16 protein-coding genes are annotated in these 17,576 nt (G+C 71.5%); 6 read left to right on the top strand and 10 right to left on the bottom strand.

Going from position 1 to position 17,576, the window contains the following annotated elements; all coding sequences use genetic code 11:
• Window positions 1-39: 39 nt before the first annotated feature.
• The 4 genes from OHT57_RS36405 to miaA form a co-directional block, all read right to left on the bottom strand.
• A complete protein-coding gene (locus OHT57_RS36405) occupies window positions 40-2,286 on the bottom strand; it encodes a RelA/SpoT family protein (protein ID WP_328751009.1) in 2,247 nt (748 codons plus the stop codon).
• Window positions 2,287-2,571: 285 nt separating this feature from the next.
• Window positions 2,572-3,441, bottom strand: coding sequence for a diaminopimelate epimerase (gene dapF, locus OHT57_RS36400; RefSeq protein WP_328751008.1), 870 nt, complete (start codon window positions 3,439-3,441; stop codon window positions 2,572-2,574).
• Window positions 3,442-3,689: 248 nt separating this feature from the next.
• Window positions 3,690-4,193 (bottom strand): hypothetical protein, encoded by a 504-nt coding sequence (locus tag OHT57_RS36395; protein WP_328753427.1) that lies wholly within the window; start codon window positions 4,191-4,193, stop codon window positions 3,690-3,692.
• 108 nt (window positions 4,194-4,301) lie between these two features.
• Window positions 4,302-5,240, bottom strand: coding sequence for a tRNA (adenosine(37)-N6)-dimethylallyltransferase MiaA (gene miaA, locus OHT57_RS36390; protein ID WP_328751007.1), 939 nt, complete (start codon window positions 5,238-5,240; stop codon window positions 4,302-4,304).
• Between the two features lie 183 nt (window positions 5,241-5,423).
• Between miaA and OHT57_RS36385 the strand changes: the two genes are divergently transcribed.
• Both OHT57_RS36385 and OHT57_RS36380 read left to right on the top strand, forming a co-directional pair.
• Window positions 5,424-5,732 carry a hypothetical protein gene (locus OHT57_RS36385; protein WP_328751006.1) on the top strand — a complete coding sequence of 103 codons (309 nt, stop codon included), beginning with the start codon at window positions 5,424-5,426 and terminating at the stop codon, window positions 5,730-5,732.
• Between the two features lie 24 nt (window positions 5,733-5,756).
• A complete protein-coding gene (locus tag OHT57_RS36380; RefSeq protein WP_328751005.1) occupies window positions 5,757-6,023 on the top strand; it encodes an antitoxin in 267 nt (88 codons plus the stop codon).
• 95 nt (window positions 6,024-6,118) lie between these two features.
• Here the strand turns inward: OHT57_RS36380 and OHT57_RS36375 are convergent, their stop codons facing one another.
• The 3 genes from OHT57_RS36375 to miaB are packed head-to-tail and all read right to left on the bottom strand — an operon-like array spanning window position 6,119 to window position 8,700.
• A complete protein-coding gene (locus OHT57_RS36375) occupies window positions 6,119-6,832 on the bottom strand; it encodes a class III extradiol dioxygenase subunit B-like domain-containing protein (RefSeq protein ID WP_328751004.1) in 714 nt (237 codons plus the stop codon).
• 10 nt (window positions 6,833-6,842) lie between these two features.
• Entirely contained in the window at window positions 6,843-7,139 is a 297-nt protein-coding gene (locus OHT57_RS36370) for a hypothetical protein (RefSeq protein ID WP_328751003.1), read from the bottom strand.
• Window positions 7,140-7,173: 34 nt separating this feature from the next.
• Window positions 7,174-8,700 (bottom strand): tRNA (N6-isopentenyl adenosine(37)-C2)-methylthiotransferase MiaB, encoded by a 1,527-nt coding sequence (miaB, locus tag OHT57_RS36365; protein ID WP_328751002.1) that lies wholly within the window; start codon window positions 8,698-8,700, stop codon window positions 7,174-7,176.
• A 201-nt stretch (window positions 8,701-8,901) separates the two neighbouring features.
• On the opposite strand from miaB, the gene argG reads away from it, so the two are divergent.
• Window positions 8,902-10,356 carry an argininosuccinate synthase gene (argG, locus tag OHT57_RS36360; protein ID WP_328751001.1) on the top strand — a complete coding sequence of 485 codons (1,455 nt, stop codon included), beginning with the start codon at window positions 8,902-8,904 and terminating at the stop codon, window positions 10,354-10,356.
• Window positions 10,357-10,411: 55 nt separating this feature from the next.
• Here the strand turns inward: argG and rutA are convergent, their stop codons facing one another.
• On the bottom strand, window positions 10,412-11,485 hold the full coding sequence (rutA, locus tag OHT57_RS36355; protein ID WP_328751000.1) for a pyrimidine utilization protein A: 1,074 nt from the start codon (window positions 11,483-11,485) through the stop codon (window positions 10,412-10,414).
• A 169-nt stretch (window positions 11,486-11,654) separates the two neighbouring features.
• On the opposite strand from rutA, the gene OHT57_RS36350 reads away from it, so the two are divergent.
• Together OHT57_RS36350 and OHT57_RS36345 are read left to right on the top strand one after the other, a co-directional pair.
• Complete coding sequence (locus OHT57_RS36350; protein WP_328750999.1) at window positions 11,655-14,555, top strand: SpoIIE family protein phosphatase; 2,901 nt, start codon at window positions 11,655-11,657, stop codon at window positions 14,553-14,555.
• Window positions 14,556-14,653: 98 nt separating this feature from the next.
• Complete coding sequence (locus tag OHT57_RS36345; RefSeq protein WP_328750998.1) at window positions 14,654-15,061, top strand: hypothetical protein; 408 nt, start codon at window positions 14,654-14,656, stop codon at window positions 15,059-15,061.
• A 265-nt stretch (window positions 15,062-15,326) separates the two neighbouring features.
• On the opposite strand, the gene OHT57_RS36340 is transcribed toward OHT57_RS36345, so the two are convergent.
• On the bottom strand, window positions 15,327-15,980 hold the full coding sequence (locus OHT57_RS36340) for a response regulator transcription factor (protein WP_328750997.1): 654 nt from the start codon (window positions 15,978-15,980) through the stop codon (window positions 15,327-15,329).
• The gene (locus OHT57_RS36335) at window positions 15,980-17,014 is read right to left on the bottom strand and encodes a HAMP domain-containing sensor histidine kinase (protein ID WP_443053522.1); all 1,035 of its coding nucleotides are present in this window, start codon (window positions 17,012-17,014) and stop codon (window positions 15,980-15,982) included. Before OHT57_RS36335 ends, OHT57_RS36340 begins: the two co-directional genes overlap by 1 nt.
• A gap of 73 nt (window positions 17,015-17,087) precedes the next feature.
• On the opposite strand from OHT57_RS36335, the gene OHT57_RS36330 reads away from it, so the two are divergent.
• On the top strand, window positions 17,088-17,573 hold the full coding sequence (locus tag OHT57_RS36330; protein ID WP_328750996.1) for a cation:proton antiporter regulatory subunit: 486 nt from the start codon (window positions 17,088-17,090) through the stop codon (window positions 17,571-17,573).
• The last annotated feature ends 3 nt before the right edge of the window (window positions 17,574-17,576 follow it).

The raw sequence follows: 17,576 nt of genomic DNA, 5'->3' as shown, positions 1-17,576 counted from the left end.
GGAGCGGAGATCGACGGGCACCCGCGTCCGCCGCCTGCGTCAGGCCCCGGGCGTCTGGGCCCTGCTCACGTCGTACACCCCGGCCACGTTCCGCATCGCCCGCATCAGGGACGGCAGCAGGGCCGCGTCCGGCAGTTGGACGGTGTACGTGTGACGCACCCGCTGCTGGCTGGGGGGTTCGACGGTCGCCGAGACGATCTCGGCGCCCTCGCCCGCCATGGCCTCGGTGAGGTCGGCGAGGAGATGCGGGCGGCCGAACGATTCCGCGAACAGCGTGACCCGGCACTCGGCGGCGTCACCCCAGCGCACGTCGACCTCCTTGCGCCCCACGTCTTTCATACGCGCCACCGCGGCGCACTCCACGCGGTGCACGGTGACCACTCCCCCGCGCACGGCGAAGCCGGTGATCTCGTCGGGCGGTACGGGCGTGCAGCAGCCGGCCAGGCGTACGGTCGCTCCGGGCTGGTCGACGAGGGCGTTGGCGGTGCCGGGGCGGGCGGACGGGTCGTCGAGGACCGGTGATTCCGCGGTGCTCCGGCCCGCGCGGTCGGGCGTGTCGCCCGCGGGTGCCTCGGCGGCGGCCGGCCGGGAGAGCTTCGCGCGCTCCGCCTCCCCTCGCGCGGCCTGCACCTCCTCGACGGTCAGCGCTTCCGCCCCGTTCCGCTCCTCGGGGTCGTGCGGGGCCCGGGGCGTGGGATGCGTCGCGATCCACCGCTGGATCGCGATCCGGGCCGCAGCCGTGTGCGCGTGCTCCAGCCACTCCTTGGAGGGCTCGGCGGCCGGGTCCTGTCCCATGAGGAGCTGAACGGTGTCGCCGTCCTTCAGAACGGTGCTCAGGGTCGCCAGACGGCCGTTGACGCGGGCGCCGAGGCACGCATGCGCGTCCTCGCCGTACTGCTCGTACGCGGCGTCCACACAGGTCGCGCCCTCGGGCAGACCCAGGGTGCCGCCGTCGGGCCGGAACACGGTGATTTCACGGTCCTGGGCGAGGTCCTCGCGGAGGGTGGACCAGAAGGTGTCGGCGTCGGGGGCGGCCGCCTGCCAGTCGAGGAGACGCGAGAGCCAGCCGGGCCGGGTGGGGTCCACCCGCTCCTCGTCGGGGCTCGCGCCCTGCTCCTCCGAGGGGTCCGAGGGGGAAGCGTACGGATTGCCGAGAGCGACCACTCCCGCCTCGGCGACCTTGTGCATCTGGTGGGTGCGGATGAGGACTTCGACGACCTGGCCGTCGCCACGGGCCACAGCGGTGTGCAGTGACTGGTACAGGTTGAACTTCGGTACGGCGATGAAGTCCTTGAACTCCGAGACGACGGGCGTCAGACAGGTGTGAAGTTCGCCCAGGACGCCGTAACAGTCCGCGTCCTCGCCGACCAGGACCAGCAGGCGGCCGAAGTCCGCGCCGCGCAGCCGGCCGCGCTTGCGGCCCGTCCGGTGCACGGAGACGAAGTGGCGTGGCCGGATGACGACCTCGGCCTGGATACCGGCCTCGCGCAGCACCCCCCGTACCTCGTCGGCGACCTCGGCGAGCGGGTCGTCCGCGCGGGAGGCGTTGTCGACGATCAACTCCCGCGTGTGCTCGTATTCCTCCGGGTGGAGGATCGCGAAGACCATGTCCTCCAGTTCGGTCTTGAGCGCCTGGACGCCGAGCCGCTCGGCGAGCGGGATGAGGACATCGCGGGTGACCTTGGCGATGCGGGCCTGTTTCTCGGGGCGCATCACACCGAGGGTGCGCATGTTGTGCAGCCGGTCGGCGAGTTTGATCGACATCACGCGGACGTCGTTGCCGGTGGCGACGAGCATCTTGCGGAAGGTCTCGGGCTCGGCGGCGGCGCCGTAGTCGACCTTCTCCAGCTTCGTGACGCCGTCGACGAGGAAGCGGACCTCCGCGCCGAACTCCTCGCCGACCTGGTCGAGTGTCACCTCGGTGTCCTCGACGGTGTCGTGCAGCAGGGAGGCCGTCAACGTGGTGGTCTCGGCGCCGAGTTCGGCCAGGATCAACGTCACGGCGAGCGGGTGTGTGATGTACGGCTCACCGCTCTTGCGCATCTGGCCGCGGTGCGAGGACTCGGCCAGGACGTAGGCGCGGCGCAGGGGCTCTAGATCGGCGTCAGGGTGGTGAGCGCGGTGGGCCTCGGCGACATGGCCGATGGCGTCGGGCATCCGGTCGCGGGCGGCGGGGCCGAGCAGCGCGGCGCGGCCCAGGCGGCGCAGGTCGATCCGCGCCCGCCAGCGAGCGGCCGCACCGGTCACCGGACCTGGGGTCGCGGGGTTCGTGGCCTCCGCACTCATGGGCACCTCCGGCTGTGGACCGGCGGACGGGGTGCCCCATGGCGGACACGGCTCAGGGGATGGCATCTGTCCCCCGTCCGGGCCGGTGCTTGATGCTACCGAGCCCATCACGCCCGGCTGACCGCCTCTCGGCGAGCGTGAAACGGATCACCCATTCGAGCGAAGGTTTACAGGTTTACGATTTCGCGCCGTCTTAACCGCGGACGACCATGTTTTCGCACCACACAGGACGACGGAGGCTGCGCTTCCACGCCTCCGATGCTCCCAGTGCCGTGATTCATATGGTCAACGAACCGCGTTTTCGAGCCAGTCGGCGTCGATCTCGCCCTCGGCGAGGATCACCGCGGGGCCGGTCATCTCGATCTCGCCGTCCGACCGCTCGGTGATCACCAGTGTGCCGCCGGGCACATCCACGGTGTACGTCGCCGGCGTGCCGGTGGCCGTGGGGTCGGCGCCGTCCCTGCGGGCCGTGGCGACGGCGACGGCGCACGCGCCCGTGCCGCACGAACGGGTCTCGCCGGAGCCGCGCTCGTGCACGCGCATGGCGACGTGGCCGGGGCCGCGGTCGACCACGAACTCCACGTTCACCCCGTCCGGGTAGGCGGCGGCCGGGCTGAAGGGCGGCGGGGAGTACAGGTCACCGGCGTGCGCGAGGTCGTCCACGAAGGCGACGGCGTGCGGGTTGCCCATGTTCACGTTCCGTGCGGGCCAGTCACGGTCGCCGACGCTCACCGTGACGTCCCCTTCGAGGAGCAGGGCCTTGCCCATGCCGACGGTGACATCGCCGGCCTTGTCGATGTGCACGGCCTTCACGCCCCCGCGCGTGGCCACCGCGAGGTCGCCCTCCGTGACGTGTCCGGCGTGCTGGAGGTAGCGGGCGAAGACGCGTACGCCGTTGCCGCACATCTCGGCGATGGAGCCGTCTCCGTTGCGGTAGTCCATGAACCACTCGGCCTTGGACGCCATGTGGGCGGCCTCGGGGTGTGACACGGATCGCACGACGTGGAGCAGACCGTCACCGCCGATGCCGGCGCGGCGGTCGCAGATCGCGGCGACGGCGGCCGGTGAGAGGTCGAGGGTGTTCTCGGGGTCGGGGACGATCACGAAGTCGTTCTCGGTGCCATGACCCTTGAGGAAGGCGATCCGGGTGCTCATGTGTCGATCGTACGGCGCGGGCCGGTGGGGCCCGGTCGAGCTGGGACGGCGGAGCCGCACCTCGACATGGTCGGGCGGCCTCTGAAGGCCCCCAGGATGCATTTCGGCAGGGGCGTCGTCCGCCGCAGGACGGGCCGGAGGCGGCCGGCGAGGTGAAGGGCTCCAGTACAGGGCGAGGCCGCCGGCGGGGGCGGGAATCCCCCTCTGGCGGAGTGCGCGCCGGGCGGGCGGGAGTGTCGAAACCCGCCCTAGCGCAACCTCGCCACCCGCCAGACCGCGAGCACGACCACCACGGCCACCAGAAGCACGTATGCGAGGACGACCCGCCAGTCGGAGCGCCTTCCCGAGCCCCGCGAGGGCAGCCCGGGCCACGTGTAACCAACGCGGCGTGCGGCCGTCGTTCCCCAGCCCGCCGCACAGGAGCAGATCAGCAGGCCCAGCATCGCGATGACCGCTCCGCTGTCGCCGAAGTCGAAGGCCAGCGGGAAGGCGAACATCAGGGAGCCGAGGGCCGCCAGCGACACGATGGGGGCGAGCTGCCAGATCCGCAGGCGGCGCTGCGGGCGCAGTTCGACCTCGACCTCTTCCCCGGCCGCGAACATCTCCTCGGGTGTGGGACCGTCGTCGGTCACACCGCCCTGCACCTCGTCGGGTCCGTCGGGGCTCAGACGGTCGCCGTCCTGCTCCGTTTCACCGCTCTCGACGGTGCGGGGCTCGGTGCCTTGTGCGGTGTCGCGAGGGCCGGCCTCCATCGCCACGCGCCCTCCCAACTCGGACTCCACTTGGTCGATCGAAGCTCGATGATGGCACGGCGCCGGAGGCCGGGATGACGGCCGGAGCGTCCCGATGCCATGACGTGATCAGGCTGTGACCGGTCGTTCGACCAACGCCAGTGCGAGCTGCGGAAGTTCTGTGAGATGTGCCGCAGCCCCACTCAACCAATGCACCCGCGGATCGCGCCTGAACCATGAATCCTGACGGCGCGCGAAGCGTTTGGTGGCCCGGACGGTCTCGGCCCGCGCCGCTTCCATCGTGCACTCCCCCGCGAGCGCCGCGAGCACCTGTTGGTACCCGAGCGCGCGCGAGGCCGTGCGCCCCTCGCTGAGCCCTCGCGCCTCCAGCTCCCGCACCTCGTCCACGAGACCCGCCTCCCACATCCGGTCGACTCTGCGGGCGATGCGCTCGTCGAGCTCGGGCCGGGCGACGTCGACGCCGATCTGGAGGGTGTCGTAAACGGAGTCATGGCCCGGGAGGTTGGCGGTGAAGGGCTTGCCGGTGATCTCGATCACTTCGAGGGCCCGGACGATCCGGCGGCCGTTGCTGGGCAGGATCGCCTGCGCGGCCCCGGGGTCGGCGGCGGCGAGGCGGGCGTGCAGGGCGCCGGAGCCGCGCAGCACGAGTTCCTCCTCCAGACGGGCCCTGACCTCGGGGTCGGTGCCCGGGAACTCCAGGTTGTCGACGGCCCCGCGGACGTACAGCCCGGAGCCGCCGACGAGGATCGGCCAGCGGCCCTCGGCGAGCAGTGCGTCGATCCTGGCGCGGGCGAGCCGCTGGTACTCGGCGACGGACGCCGCGACCGTCACGTCCCAGATGTCCAGGAGGTGGTGTGGGACGCCGTCGCGTTCCTCGGGCGTCAGCTTGGCGGTGCCGATGTCCATCCCTCGGTAGAGCTGCATGGAGTCGGCGTTGACGACCTCGCCGCCCAGCCGCTGGGCGAGGAAAACGCCCAGATCGGACTTTCCGGCCGCAGTGGGTCCGACGACGGCGATGACGCGGGGGGCGGGGGGTGCGCTGCTCACTGCCACAGTCTCGCAAACCTCCGGGCACCACCTCGAACGAGTTACGTGACGGCACGGGCCGGGGGTCGTTGCCAGTTGCGTGGTTTCCGCCGCCCTGCCCAAGGGGGCGGCGATCCGGGTGGCGCACACGGGCGCACCGGATGACGCGGGATTTCCCCCGCACGAGTAACATATAGAGTGAATATGGGCGTTTTCGCACGACTTCTCCGGAGGTCGAAGGCTACGGAGGAGGCGTCAACCGCCGAGGCTCAGGCCGACACCCAGACGGCGGAGCCCACGGCGGACGAGGCGGCGGAGGCGAAGGAGCCGACCGAGGCCGAGGCCGGGTCCGACAGCGAGGCCGAGGGAGCTGAGGCGGCCGGAGCCAAGGACGCGGACGGCTCGACGGCGACGGAGGCCGTCGGGGACACCGCCGAGGGCGTCGAGATCCCCAAGCAGCAGTCCGCCGAGGAAGCGGCCGACCGTGAGGTCGGCGAGGGCGCCCGCACATAACCGCCCCGCTCGGAAAGGTGCACGATGGGTCTCCTGGACAGTTTCAAGGCCAAGCTCCACCCGGCGAAGGACAAGGTCTCCGGCCTCGCGCAGCAGCACGGGGACAAGATCCAGCACGGTCTCGACAGGGCCGCGAAGGTCGTGGACGAGAAAACCAAGGGCAAGTACAGCGACCGGATCCAGACAGGAACGGGCAAGGCCAAGGACGCCATGGACCGACTCGCGCACCAGGACGGCACGGAGGGGCCGGGTGGCGGCACGCCGCCGGCCTCACCCCCGCCGGCTTCCTGACCGACGACCCGGCACACCGGCGGACGGCCGCGGGGCACACGCTCCCGGCCGTCCGCCGTTTCCGGAACGCTCCCGGGGCGGGACTCCTACAGCCCTCAGGACCAGGTCGCGACTATGTACCCCACGCCGTACGGGGCGTCCGCGTACAGCAGCGAGCCGCCCAGGCCCGCGCCTTCTGCCGCGCCGGCGAGGACCTGCCAGGGCGCCCGGCCGGAGGCCTTCAGTTCGTACGCCAGCTCGGCGTCCAGCGCACGCAGGGCCGCCACGTCGGCCGCGCCCAGCGCACGCGCGACCTCCGCATCGAAGGGGGCCGCACGCTCGTCGAGATAGCCGGGTGCCTTGAGCGTGCGGCAGGCGCTGGCGTCGCCCATCACCAGCAGCGCCACCCGCTCGGCCCGGGCGGCGATTCCTCTCCCGGTCTCAATACACCGCTCGGCCTCCAGCGGTTCCCCCACGCCCAGTCCCTCGATAGGGGCATCCGACCAGCCGGTGCGCTCCAGCAGCCAGGCGGCAACGGCGAGAGAGGTCGGCAGCGGGCGCTGCGGGGCCGGCCCCCGCTCCGGTCCGAGCCGTACGTCCACGTCCACGCCGAAGCCGCTGAACGAGCCCCTGGCGCCCTGGGGGTGCGGGCCGCGCCCGCTCTGTTCGGCGGGCCCCACGACGACGAGGCGGTCGGGCCGGGCCGCGGCGAGGACGCCCAGTGCGTCGGCGCAGGCAGCCCTGGCCCCGGCGAGCTCGGCCGCGGCCCCGGCGGCGACCTGCGGCACGAGAAGGGGCGGACAGGGGCAGACAGCGGCTGCTACAAGCATGATCGGCAGCCTACTTCCAGGCCCAGGGCCACGACTCGGGATGAGTGCTCCACGCCAGTTCACCCAGCCGGTATTCCACGCGAATCGTGGCCATCAGAGCCTCGATGCTCACGTAGTAGGCGTCCCCGTCCCCGATCCGGTAGACCTGCCGGCGCTTCTGGCGCCGGCCGCCGCCCGGACGGTGGGTGCAGGCGAGCTCGTACAGGCGGGCCCTGGCCTCGTCCCTGGTGCCCTCGAAGTGCGCCACCTCATCGACGTCGCGGTGGTTCCCCATACTGCGGTCGACCAGAATCACCCAGCGCCCCATGCCCCGCCCCTCCTGCATGACCGACGGCGAGCGCTCAGTGCGCCGCGCAGCCGCCCGTGGCCGCAGGCAGCGGCTCGGGAATCCCGATCTTCGGGAGGCCCAGCATGACACCCGAGGGCTTGGCGGCCTCGGCCGCGTTCCGCTTGTCCCAGGCGTCACCCGCGCGCGTGCGGCGCACGTCCAGGACGGCCCCTTCGGCGAGGAGGTGGTGGGGAGCGGCGTAGGTGATCTCGACCGTGACCACGTCGCCCGGGCGGACCTCTTCGTCGGGCTTCGTGAAGTGGACCAGGCGGTTGTCGGGGGCGCGGCCGGAGAGGCGGTGGGTGGCGCCGTCCTTGCGGCCCTCGCCCTCGGCGACCATCAGCTCCAGGGTGCGGCCGACCTGCTTCTTGTTCTCGTCCCAGGAGATCTCCTCCTGGAGGGCGACGAGGCGCTCGTAGCGCGCCTGGACGACCTCCTTGGGGATCTGGTTCTCCATGGTCGCGGCCGGGGTGCCGGGGCGCTTGGAGTACTGGAAGGTGAACGCCTGGGTGAAGCGGGCCTCGCGGACCGCGTGCATGGTCTGCTCGAAGTCCTCCTCGGTCTCGCCCGGGAAGCCCACGATGATGTCGGTGGTGATCGCCGCGTGCGGGATGGCGGCACGGACCTTCTCGATGATCCCGAGGTAGCGCTCCTGCCGGTAGGAGCGGCGCATCGCCTTGAGGACCGTGTCCGAGCCGGACTGCATCGGCATGTGCAGCTGCGGCATCACGTTCGGTGTCTCGGCCATCGCGGCGATGACGTCGTCGGTGAAGTCACGGGGGTGCGGGGAGGTGAAGCGGACCCGCTCCAGGCCGTCGATGGTCCCGCAGGCCCGCAGGAGCTTGCTGAAGGCCTCGCGGTCGCCGATGTCGGAGCCGTACGCGTTGACGTTCTGCCCGAGCAGCGTGATCTCGGAGACGCCCTCATCCACCAGGGCCTCGATCTCCGCGAGGATGTCGCCGGTACGACGGTCCTTCTCCTTGCCACGCAGGGCCGGGACGATGCAGAAGGTGCAGGTGTTGTTGCAGCCGACGGAGACCGACACCCAGGCCGCGTAGGCGCTCTCGCGCCGGGTCGGCAGGGTGGAGGGGAACGCCTCCAGCGACTCGGCGATCTCGACCTGCGCCTCTTCCTGCACGCGCGCGCGTTCCAGCAGGACCGGCAGCTTGCCGATGTTGTGCGTACCGAAGACGACGTCCACCCAGGGCGCCCTCTTCACGATGGTGTCCCGGTCCTTCTGGGCGAGACAGCCGCCGACCGCGATCTGCATACCGGGCCGGGAGGTCTTTCGCGGCGCGAGCCGGCCGAGGTTGCCGTACAGCCGGTTGTCGGCGTTCTCCCGGACCGCGCAGGTGTTGAAGACGACGACGTCCGCGTCCCCGTCGGAACCCTCGGGCGCGGCTACGTACCCCGCCTCCTCCAGCAGTCCGGACAATCGCTCGGAGTCATGGACGTTCATCTGGCACCCATAAGTGCGCACTTCGTACGTTTTCGGAGATGAAACGTCCACTGCCGTGCTCCGGTCGCTGCTGCTGGTCATGGCTCAAGGGTAGGCGTTGCGCGAAGACCCCTCCCCCAGCACCCGGCGGGGACCCTACTCACCGGGGCGCTACCCCATCGGCCACGCGGCCGGCCTGTCCCACCGCGCACGCCCGGTCGGCCGGAGGGGATGACCTGAATCACGCCAGGGACGACGATCAGGGACTTTGCATGACCATGCGTTCTGATGCATAATCTTCCTATGTCCAAGGTCCTCACGTCCCTCCCCGCCGGCGAGCGCGTCGGCATCGCCTTCTCCGGCGGTCTCGACACCTCCGTCGCCGTCGCGTGGATGCGCGACAAGGGCGCCATCCCCTGCACCTACACCGCCAACATCGGCCAGTACGACGAGCCCGACATCGACTCGGTGCCCGGTCGCGCGCAGGCCTACGGTGCCGAGATCGCGCGCCTGGTCGACTGCCGTGCCGCACTCGTCGAGGAGGGGCTGGCCGCGCTCACCTGCGGGGCGTTCCACATCCGCTCGGGCGGACGGGCGTACTTCAACACCACGCCGCTGGGCCGCGCGGTCACCGGCACGCTCCTGGTGCGGGCGATGATGGAGGACAACGTCCAGATCTGGGGCGACGGTTCGACCTTCAAGGGCAACGACATCGAGCGGTTCTACCGCTACGGCCTGCTCGCCAACCCGAACCTGCGGATCTACAAGCCCTGGCTGGACGCGGACTTCGTGACCGAGCTCGGCGGCCGCAAGGAGATGTCGGAGTGGCTGGTCGCCCACCAGCTGCCGTACCGGGACAGCACGGAGAAGGCGTACTCCACCGACGCCAACATCTGGGGCGCCACCCACGAGGCCAAGACCCTCGAACACCTCAACACCGGCATCGAGACCGTCGAGCCCATCATGGGCGTGCGGTTCTGGGACCCGTCGGTCGAGATCGCGCCCGAGGACGTGACGATCGGCTTCGACCAGGGCCGCCCGGTGACCATCAACGGCAAGGAGTTCGGCTCCGCCGTCGACCTGGTCATGGAGGCCAACGCGATCGGCGGCCGGCACGGCCTCGGCATGTCCGACCAGATCGAGAACCGGATCATCGAGGCGAAGAGCCGCGGCATCTACGAGGCGCCCGGCATGGCCCTGCTCCACGCCGCCTACGAGCGTCTCGTCAACGCGATCCACAACGAGGACACCGTCGCCCAGTACCACAACGAGGGCCGGCGCCTGGGCCGTCTCATGTACGAGGGCCGCTGGCTGGACCCGCAGGCCCTGATGATCCGCGAGTCGCTGCAGCGCTGGGTCGGCGCGGCCGTCACCGGCGAGGTGACCCTGCGCCTGCGGCGCGGCGAGGACTACTCGCTCCTCGACACCACGGGCCCGGCGTTCTCGTACCACCCGGACAAGCTGTCGATGGAGCGCACCGAGGACTCGGCCTTCGGTCCCGTGGACCGGATCGGCCAGCTCACCATGCGCAACCTCGACATCGCCGACTCCCGCGCCAAGCTGGAGCAGTACGCCGGCCTCGGCCTGATCGGCACCGGCAGCCCGACCATCGGCGCCTCCCAGGCGGCCGCGACCGGCCTGATCGGCACCATGCCGGAGCTCCCCGAGGGCGGCGCCGAGGCGATCGCGTCCCGCGGCGAGGTCTCGGAGGACGAGGCCCTGCTGGACCGGGCCGCCATGGAGTTCGGCACGGACTGATCCACCTGGTGAGGTTCGCGGGAAGAGGCCGGTGCGGGACAGCACCGGCCTCTCCTCACGCCCGCCCCTCCCGCGATGTCATCAACGGCTGGATCCGCGTCCCGAACTGCTCGATGCCGTCGAGGAAGTCGTCGAACACCAGCATGATCCCCTTGGTCCCCTCGACCCCGGCGATCTCGTCGAGCATCCCCGCGACACTCTCGTACGACCCGACGAGCGTGCCCATGTTGAAGTTCACGGCGCCTTCCGGCAGCACGATGGTGCGGGCCGTGGAGGAGTCGTCGGCGGTGGTGTCCGTGGCCGACTCCCCCGCCATGTAGGCCAGCGCCGCGCGGTCGGCGTTGTCGTGGTAGTCCTGCCACTTCGCGCGGGCGGCCTCGTCGGTCTCGTCGGCGATGACCATGAAGAGCGACAGCGCCCCGACGTCACGGCCGCTCTCCCGCGCGGCGTCCACCAGCGTGGCCGCGCTGTCCGCGAAGGCGAGCGGGGTGTTGACGCCGCTGCCCAGGATGAAGTTGTAGTCCGCGTGCCCTGCGGCGAACCGCATGCCGGTGCCGCTCTGCCCGGCGGCGACGATGTCGATGTGCCCGCCCGCCGGGCGCGGTGAGAGCACGCAGTCGTCCATCTCGTAGAACTCGCCCTTGAAGTTGCTGACGCCCTCGCTCCACAGCTCCTTCATCACCGTCACGTACTCGACGGCCCGCGCGTAGCGGTTGCCGAAGTGCTCGTCGCCGGGCCAGACGCCCATCTGCGTGTACTCGCCGGGCGCCCAGCCGGTGACGATGTTGACGCCGAAGCGGCCGGGAGCGATGGAGTCGACGGTGACCGCCATGCGGGCGACGATCGCCGGCGGCAGGGCGAGGATCGGCGTGGACGCGTACAGCCTGATCCGCTCGGTCACCGCGGCCAGACCGGCCATCAGCGTGAACGACTCCAGACAGTGGTCCCAGAACTCCGTCTCGCCGCCGAAACCCTTGAGTTTGATCATGGACAGGGCGAAGTCGAAACCGTGCTCCTCGGCCTTCTGCACGACGGCCTTGTTCAGTTCGAAGGTCGGCAGGTACTGCGGTGAACTCTTCGAGATGAGCCAGCCGTTGTTGCCGATGGGGATGAAGACACCGATGTCCACGCCGCTCCTCATAATCGGAACCTGCCCGTCCGATGCGCACGGTACACGGTCGAGATTTCAACAACTTGCGTCACATCAACGGCAGTTGAGGCACCGCAGCGGAAGAGCTCCGCCGGTCGGAAACGGTGAAGGAGGTTTCGAACGGAAACGGGAACGATAGGTTCCCACCATGAACGCGCGGCTCGCTCTTCTCGGCACGGTGGCCCCTGGCGCGACGGAGAGCGAGGTCTTCCGGCTCGCGCTCGGGCACGTGGTCGGCGAACTAGGCGCGCTCGGCGGGACCATGCACCTGCGCGGCCCGATGTCCGCCCTGCGTCTGGTGTCGTCCGTCGGTCTGCCGCCCGCCCTCACCCGGTCCTGGGAGATCGTCGATCAGGAGGGCCCGTTGGCCCCGGCCCGCGCGCTCCAGCAGGGCAAGGGCGTGTGGGTTGCGGCCGGCCCGGACCAGGCGGAGCGGGACGTTCATTGGCCCGGCACCGGCCTGGCCGCCCTCCCGGTGTTCAGCGGCCGGCGCAGCATCGGCGCGCTGACCGTCCTGGCCGGTGAGCGGGGCGAACCCACCCCGGAGCACTGGGACTTCCTGCGGGACGTCGTCTCCTGGACCGAGGACCGCATGACGCAGGCACCGCCGCCGTCCGGTCCCACCCAGGCGGAGCTGAGCGGTGAGCGGCTGCGGCAGGCCCTGAAGGAGGTCCAGGTCGGTTCATGGGACTGGGACATCCGCAACGGCGACCTGATCTGGGACGAGGCGGCACTGGAGCTGTACGGCACCCCGCAGGCCGACTTCACCGGCAGGATCGACAACTGGATGCGGATCGTCCACCCCGACGACCTGGCGCCCACCCTCGCGGCGGCGCAGCAGGCGATCCTCGACCACTCCGTCTACGAGGCCGAGTACCGCGTACGGCGCCTGGACGGCACCTGGGGCTGGACGCAGGCCCGCGGCCGGGCGACCTACGACGAGCAGGGCGAGCCGCTCCGGATGATCGGCGTCGGCTGGGAGAGTGACGAGTCGCGCAGCGCCCTGGACGCGCTCAGCCGGGCCCTCAGACATATGAGCGACGGTTTCCTCGCAGTGGACGACGAGTGGCGGATCACCTTCGCCAACCTGGAGGCGGAACGCTTCCTCGGCTTCTCCGAGGAGGAACTGTTCGGACGGCTGCTGTGGGACCTGCCGGCCATGCGCGAGGTCCCCGGTGTGCGGGACAACTGTCTGGAGGCCGCGGCCGAGGACCGGCCCGCCGGCTTCGACGTGCCCCTCGCGGCGTGCGAACGGCGGCTGCACGTCCGTCTCGTGCCGGGGCCCGATGGGCACACCCTCTACTTCCAGGACGTCACCGAGAAGCGCCGGCTGGCGGAGGAACGGCAGGCGGCCGAACGCGCCGCGGCCGAGCGGATGGTCCGGATCGCCGAGCTGACCACGGATCTCGCGAAGGCGACGACCTCGCGGGACGTGGTCGAGGCCGTCGCCCGGCGGGTGCTGCCCCCGTTCGCGGCGGCGGGGCTCATGGTCCAGGCCATCGAGGGCAACCGGCTCCTCCATGTCGGCGCGGTCGGTTACCCCGAGGAATTCGTCGCCCTCCTCGACAGCCGCCCCCGGTCGTCAGCCGGGGACCCCGCCTGGGACACGATCGCGTCCGGCGTCCCCCTGTTCATGTCCTCGGCGCACGAGTACGCCGCCCGCTATCCCGCACTGGCCGGCTTCCCCGCGCGCGGCAACAAGAACTCCTGGGCGTTCCTGCCGATGACGGCGTCCGGGCACACCTTCGGCGTGTGCGTCGTCGCCTTCGACCGGCCGCGGCTGCTCAACGACGAGGAACGCGCCCTGCTGACCACGATCAGCGCGCTCGTCGCCCAGTCCCTGGAGCGGGCCCGGCTCTACGACGCCGAGCACACCCGGTCCCGGGAACTCCAGCGCAGCCTGCTCCCCCAGGCGCTGCCCGACCTTCCCGCGTGCACGGCGGCCGCACGCTATCTGCCGGCCGGGCCGGGTGCGGACGTGGGCGGCGACTGGTACGACATCATCCCGCTGTCCGGCGGACAGGTCGCCCTCGTCGTCGGCGACGTGATGGGCCACGGTCTGCCGGAGGCGGCCACCATGGGCCGGCTGCGCACCGCGGTGCACACCCTGGCCGACCTGGAACTGCCGCCCGACGAGATCCTGGGCCACCTCAACGACATCGTCGGCGGCATGGGCGAGGCGTCGTACGCCACCTGCCTGTACGCGCTGTACGACCCCACGACCCAGGTCTGTTCCATCGCCCGGGCCGGCCATCCGCCGCCCGCGCTCGTCCGGCCCGACGGCACCGTGTACTTCCCGGAGCCGGACGCCGACCCGCCACTGGGCGCGGCGAAGCCGCCCTTCGAGACGGTCGAGCTGGAGGTGCCCGAGGGCAGCCTGCTCGTGCTGTACACCGACGGGCTGGTGGAATCGGCGAAGCGGGAGATCGACGAGGGCATGGCGGACCTGGCCCGCCTGCTCAGCGCGGCACACGCCGACGGGACGACCGTAGACCTTGAACGCCTGTGCGACACGCTGACGGCCGGTCTGCTGCCGACGGACCAGCAGGCGGCCGACGACGCGGCGTTCCTGGTGGCCCGGCTGCACGCGCTGCCCGCCGAGCGGATGGCGTCCTGGCCGCTGCCGGACGACCCGAGGGCGGCGGGTCAGGCCCGCCGCCACGTCCGGGAACAGCTGGCGGTCTGGGACCTGGACGACCTGGCCCACACCTCGGAGCTGCTGGTCAGCGAGCTGGTCGGCAACGTGGTCCGGCACGCCCGCGGCCCGATACGCCTGCGTCTCCTCCACAGCGCCGAGCTGATCTGCGAGGTCTACGACGGCAGCCAGACCATGCCCCGCATCCGCCGCGCAACGGAGACCGACGAGGGCGGCCGGGGCCTGCAGCTCATCTCGGCCCTCACCACCCGCTGGGGCGCCCGCTACACCCGCACGGGCAAGTGCATCTGGACGGAACAACCGCTCCGGCCCCTGGAGCATCAGCCGGATCCCGTGGAGGCCCTGTTCCTGAACACCGCGGGCCTCGAAGGCGACTGGGAGGCGCTGCTCTGATCCCACGCCCGTTCGGCCCAGCAGCACGGGCCGGGCGCCGGGCGCGTACCTAGGGTCGCGGTGACGGCTGTTCAGGCCCCGCCCGAAAGGCACACCCCATGCGGATACGCGCCACCCTGACCGGGACGGCAGTGGTCGTCCTGGCCACCGCCGGCCCCCTCACCGGCATCGCACACGCCCGAGCAGACCTGGACTGCGTGGACTTCGTCTACCAGGAGGACGCGCAGGCGGTGTTCGACCTCGACACCACCGACCCCAACCGGCTCGACGAGGACCAGGGCCCCGACGACGGCATCGCCTGCGAGGTCCTGCCCCACAGGAGCAGCACCGTCGTGAGCGTGGCGACGGCCGTCCCGACGCTCGGGGTCCAGGGCGGCACCGGAGGCAGCGTGGGCCCCGCCGGTTTCGAGCGCGCGGTGGGGGTGGCGCTGACGCTCGCCGGAGCCGGGATCGCGGGGGCATACGTCGTACGGCGAAGGCGCAGCACCGACAGACGCCGCCCGTGACCCCACGTCACCGCACCGCTCAGGATCGATGAGCCCGGCCCCTGTCGAACGCGACAGCGACACCCGCCGCAGCCGGACTCGAATGCCGCCCGTGACCACACGTCACCACCCTGACGAGGCCCGCCGGGCGATCGATGGGTCCAGCACCCGTCGAGCGCGCGACGAACGCGACAGCGACACCCGCCACAGCCGGACTCGCAGGAGCCATGCAGAGCGGCGACGAACACCCCCCTGACCACACATCACCACCCCGACGAGGCCCCGCTCAGGGGTCGATGAGTCCGGCCCGTATCGCGTAACGGGTCAGTTCCAGTCGGTCCCGCATGCCCAGCTTCTGCAGCAGGTTCGCCCGATGCCGCTCGACCGTCTTCGCGCTGATGAACAGCAACTCGCCGATCTCCTTGGTGGTATGCCCCTCCGCGACGAGCTTGAGGATCTCCTCCTCGCGCTCGGTGACGGCCCGCGCGGGCAGGTCCTCGCCGCGGTGCAGCCGGTCGAGGTAGGAGCGGACCAGGGCCCGCTCGGCGCCGGGATAGACGAACGGCTCGTCGCGCACGGCTGCCCGGCAGGCCTCGACGAGATCGCGGTCGGCGACGGACTTGAGGACGTATCCGCTGGCCCCGGCCTTGAGGGCCTCGAAGAAGTACTGCTCGTTGTCGTACATCGTCAGGATCAGGATCCGCAGGTCGGGCAGCCGCCGGGACAGTTCACGGGCCGCCTGGAGTCCCGTCATCCGGGGCATCGCGATGTCCAGCACGGCCAGATCGACCTCACGCGCGCGCGCCAGCTCGACCGCCTCGGCGCCGTCCCCGGCCTCGGCCACGACCGTGAGATCCGGCTCCCCCTCCAGGATCAGCCGGACTCCCCGCCGTACGAGCGTGTGGTCGTCGGCGAGCAGTACGCGCGTCGGCCCGGACATCAGCGCACCCCTTCGGCGACCGGTATCCGCAACCGGATGTCCGTGCCCCGCCCTGGCCCGGGCTCCACCGAGAACACGGCCCCGACCAGCAACGCCCGCTCCCGCATGCCCTGCATCCCGGCCCCCTCGGGCGCCCCGCCCAGCCCGGTGCCGTTGTCCCGCACAAGGAGTTCGACTCCCCCCGCGACCGGCTGGAGCCGGACTTCGGCGCGCTCGGCGCCAGAGTGCCGCGCGGTGTTCGTGAGCCCCTCCTGGGCCACCCGGTAGACGACCAGTTCCGACTCCTCGGTCAGCCGGGGCAGATCGCCGCCGACGTGATGGCGCACGGTCAGTCCGTGCGTGGTGAACTCGCCCGCCAGAGACCGCAGGGCGCTCGGCAGCCCGAGCTCCTCCAGCACACCGGGCCGCAGCCGGCGCGCGATCCGGCGGATCTCGTCGAGCCCCGCCCGGGTGGCCTCCTGCGCCTGCCCCACCTCCTCGCGCAGCACCGCCGGCGCCCGGTCGGCGACCCGCTTCAGCTGGAGCAGCACGGCGGTCAGGGTCTGCCCGACCTCGTCGTGCAGCTCGCGCGCGATGCGGTGCCGCTCCCGCTCCTGCGCGGACAGCGCGTGGGCCGCGCCGGTCGCCCGCTCGGCCTCCAACCGGTCGAGCATCGTGTTGTACGTGGTGATCAGCTCGGCCGTCTCGGCGGGACCGGAAACGGGCGCGCGCACCCCGGGGCGCAGCAGGTCGGCGGCGGCCATGGCCCGCCCCAGCCGCTGGAGCGGGACGAGCCCCACGCGCAGTACGGCGGCGTTGGCGGCCAGCAGCAGCGCCAGCCCCCCGAGGACGACCACGGCCTCCCCCTGCCGGACCGGCGTCGACACGGTGATCGGGCCCAGCAGCAGCGCAGCGGCGACGACGAGGCCCACGGCGTTGAGAAGGAAGATCCGCCAGAACAGCGACACGGCCCTGCCCTCGCTCCTCTCGTACGGCGTCCGGGACACCACAGTCGCCGGGCCCCGCCGCTCGCGTATATCCGTCACGTCACCCATATCGCCACCGTACGGGGAGCTGACAGCATCAGAACCCGGCCCCCATGACCACACGGAACACAGAGGGAGAAACGTGTCTGCTCCACGCCTGAGGGCGACGCCGCTGCCGGGAATCGGGGTCCAGTACGACCTCATGACCCGGGAGGACCGCCATCTGTCCGTGGTCGCGCACCGCGACGGTGCCCGCACGGTGAGCGTGTACCGGGCCGACGACCCCGACTCCTGCGCCCAGTCCCTGCGCCTGACCGGCTCCGAGGCGGGCGCCCTGATCGACGCGCTGAAGCCCTCCCACCACAGCCCGAGCCTCCTGTACACCTCCGACCTGGGCCTGGTGGCCGAGCGCATCGAGGTGGCGGCCGGCTCCCGCTGGAACGGCCGGGTCCTGGGCGACACGAAGATGCGCACGGACACCGGCGCATCCGTCGTGGCGGCGCTGCGCCGGGCCGAGGCGATCCCGTCCCCCGCGCCCGACTTCCGGCTGGCGGGCGGTGACATCCTCATCGTCGTGGGCACCCGCGAGGGCGTGGACGCAGCAGCGGCGATCCTCGGTCGGGAGTAGGAA

The organism is Streptomyces sp. NBC_00285 (genome assembly GCF_036174265.1).
Classification (GTDB): Bacteria; Actinomycetota; Actinomycetes; order Streptomycetales; family Streptomycetaceae; genus Streptomyces.
Note: the sequence above shows the minus strand (reverse complement) of the source record. Positions and strands in the feature narration are given on the sequence as shown.

Excerpts from the sequence above, each read along its gene's own strand:
- OHT57_RS36340 (WP_328750997.1), bottom strand. The coding sequence starts at position 15,980 with ATGTCCGGGCCGACGCGCGTACTGCTCGCCGACGACCACACGCTCGTA.
- OHT57_RS36375 (WP_328751004.1), bottom strand. The coding sequence starts at position 6,832 with ATGCTTGTAGCAGCCGCTGTCTGCCCCTGTCCGCCCCTTCTCGTGCCG.
- OHT57_RS36335 (WP_443053522.1), bottom strand. The coding sequence starts at position 17,014 with ATGGGTGACGTGACGGATATACGCGAGCGGCGGGGCCCGGCGACTGTG.
- OHT57_RS36345 (WP_328750998.1), top strand. The coding sequence starts at position 14,654 with ATGCGGATACGCGCCACCCTGACCGGGACGGCAGTGGTCGTCCTGGCC.
- OHT57_RS36350 (WP_328750999.1), top strand. The coding sequence starts at position 11,655 with ATGAACGCGCGGCTCGCTCTTCTCGGCACGGTGGCCCCTGGCGCGACG.
- argG (WP_328751001.1), top strand. The coding sequence starts at position 8,902 with ATGTCCAAGGTCCTCACGTCCCTCCCCGCCGGCGAGCGCGTCGGCATC.
- miaB (WP_328751002.1), bottom strand. The coding sequence starts at position 8,700 with ATGACCAGCAGCAGCGACCGGAGCACGGCAGTGGACGTTTCATCTCCG.
- OHT57_RS36380 (WP_328751005.1), top strand. The coding sequence starts at position 5,757 with ATGGGTCTCCTGGACAGTTTCAAGGCCAAGCTCCACCCGGCGAAGGAC.
- OHT57_RS36370 (WP_328751003.1), bottom strand. The coding sequence starts at position 7,139 with ATGGGGCGCTGGGTGATTCTGGTCGACCGCAGTATGGGGAACCACCGC.
- OHT57_RS36395 (WP_328753427.1), bottom strand. The coding sequence starts at position 4,193 with ATGGAGGCCGGCCCTCGCGACACCGCACAAGGCACCGAGCCCCGCACC.
- dapF (WP_328751008.1), bottom strand. The coding sequence starts at position 3,441 with ATGAGCACCCGGATCGCCTTCCTCAAGGGTCATGGCACCGAGAACGAC.
- OHT57_RS36405 (WP_328751009.1), bottom strand. The coding sequence starts at position 2,286 with ATGAGTGCGGAGGCCACGAACCCCGCGACCCCAGGTCCGGTGACCGGT.
- OHT57_RS36385 (WP_328751006.1), top strand. The coding sequence starts at position 5,424 with ATGGGCGTTTTCGCACGACTTCTCCGGAGGTCGAAGGCTACGGAGGAG.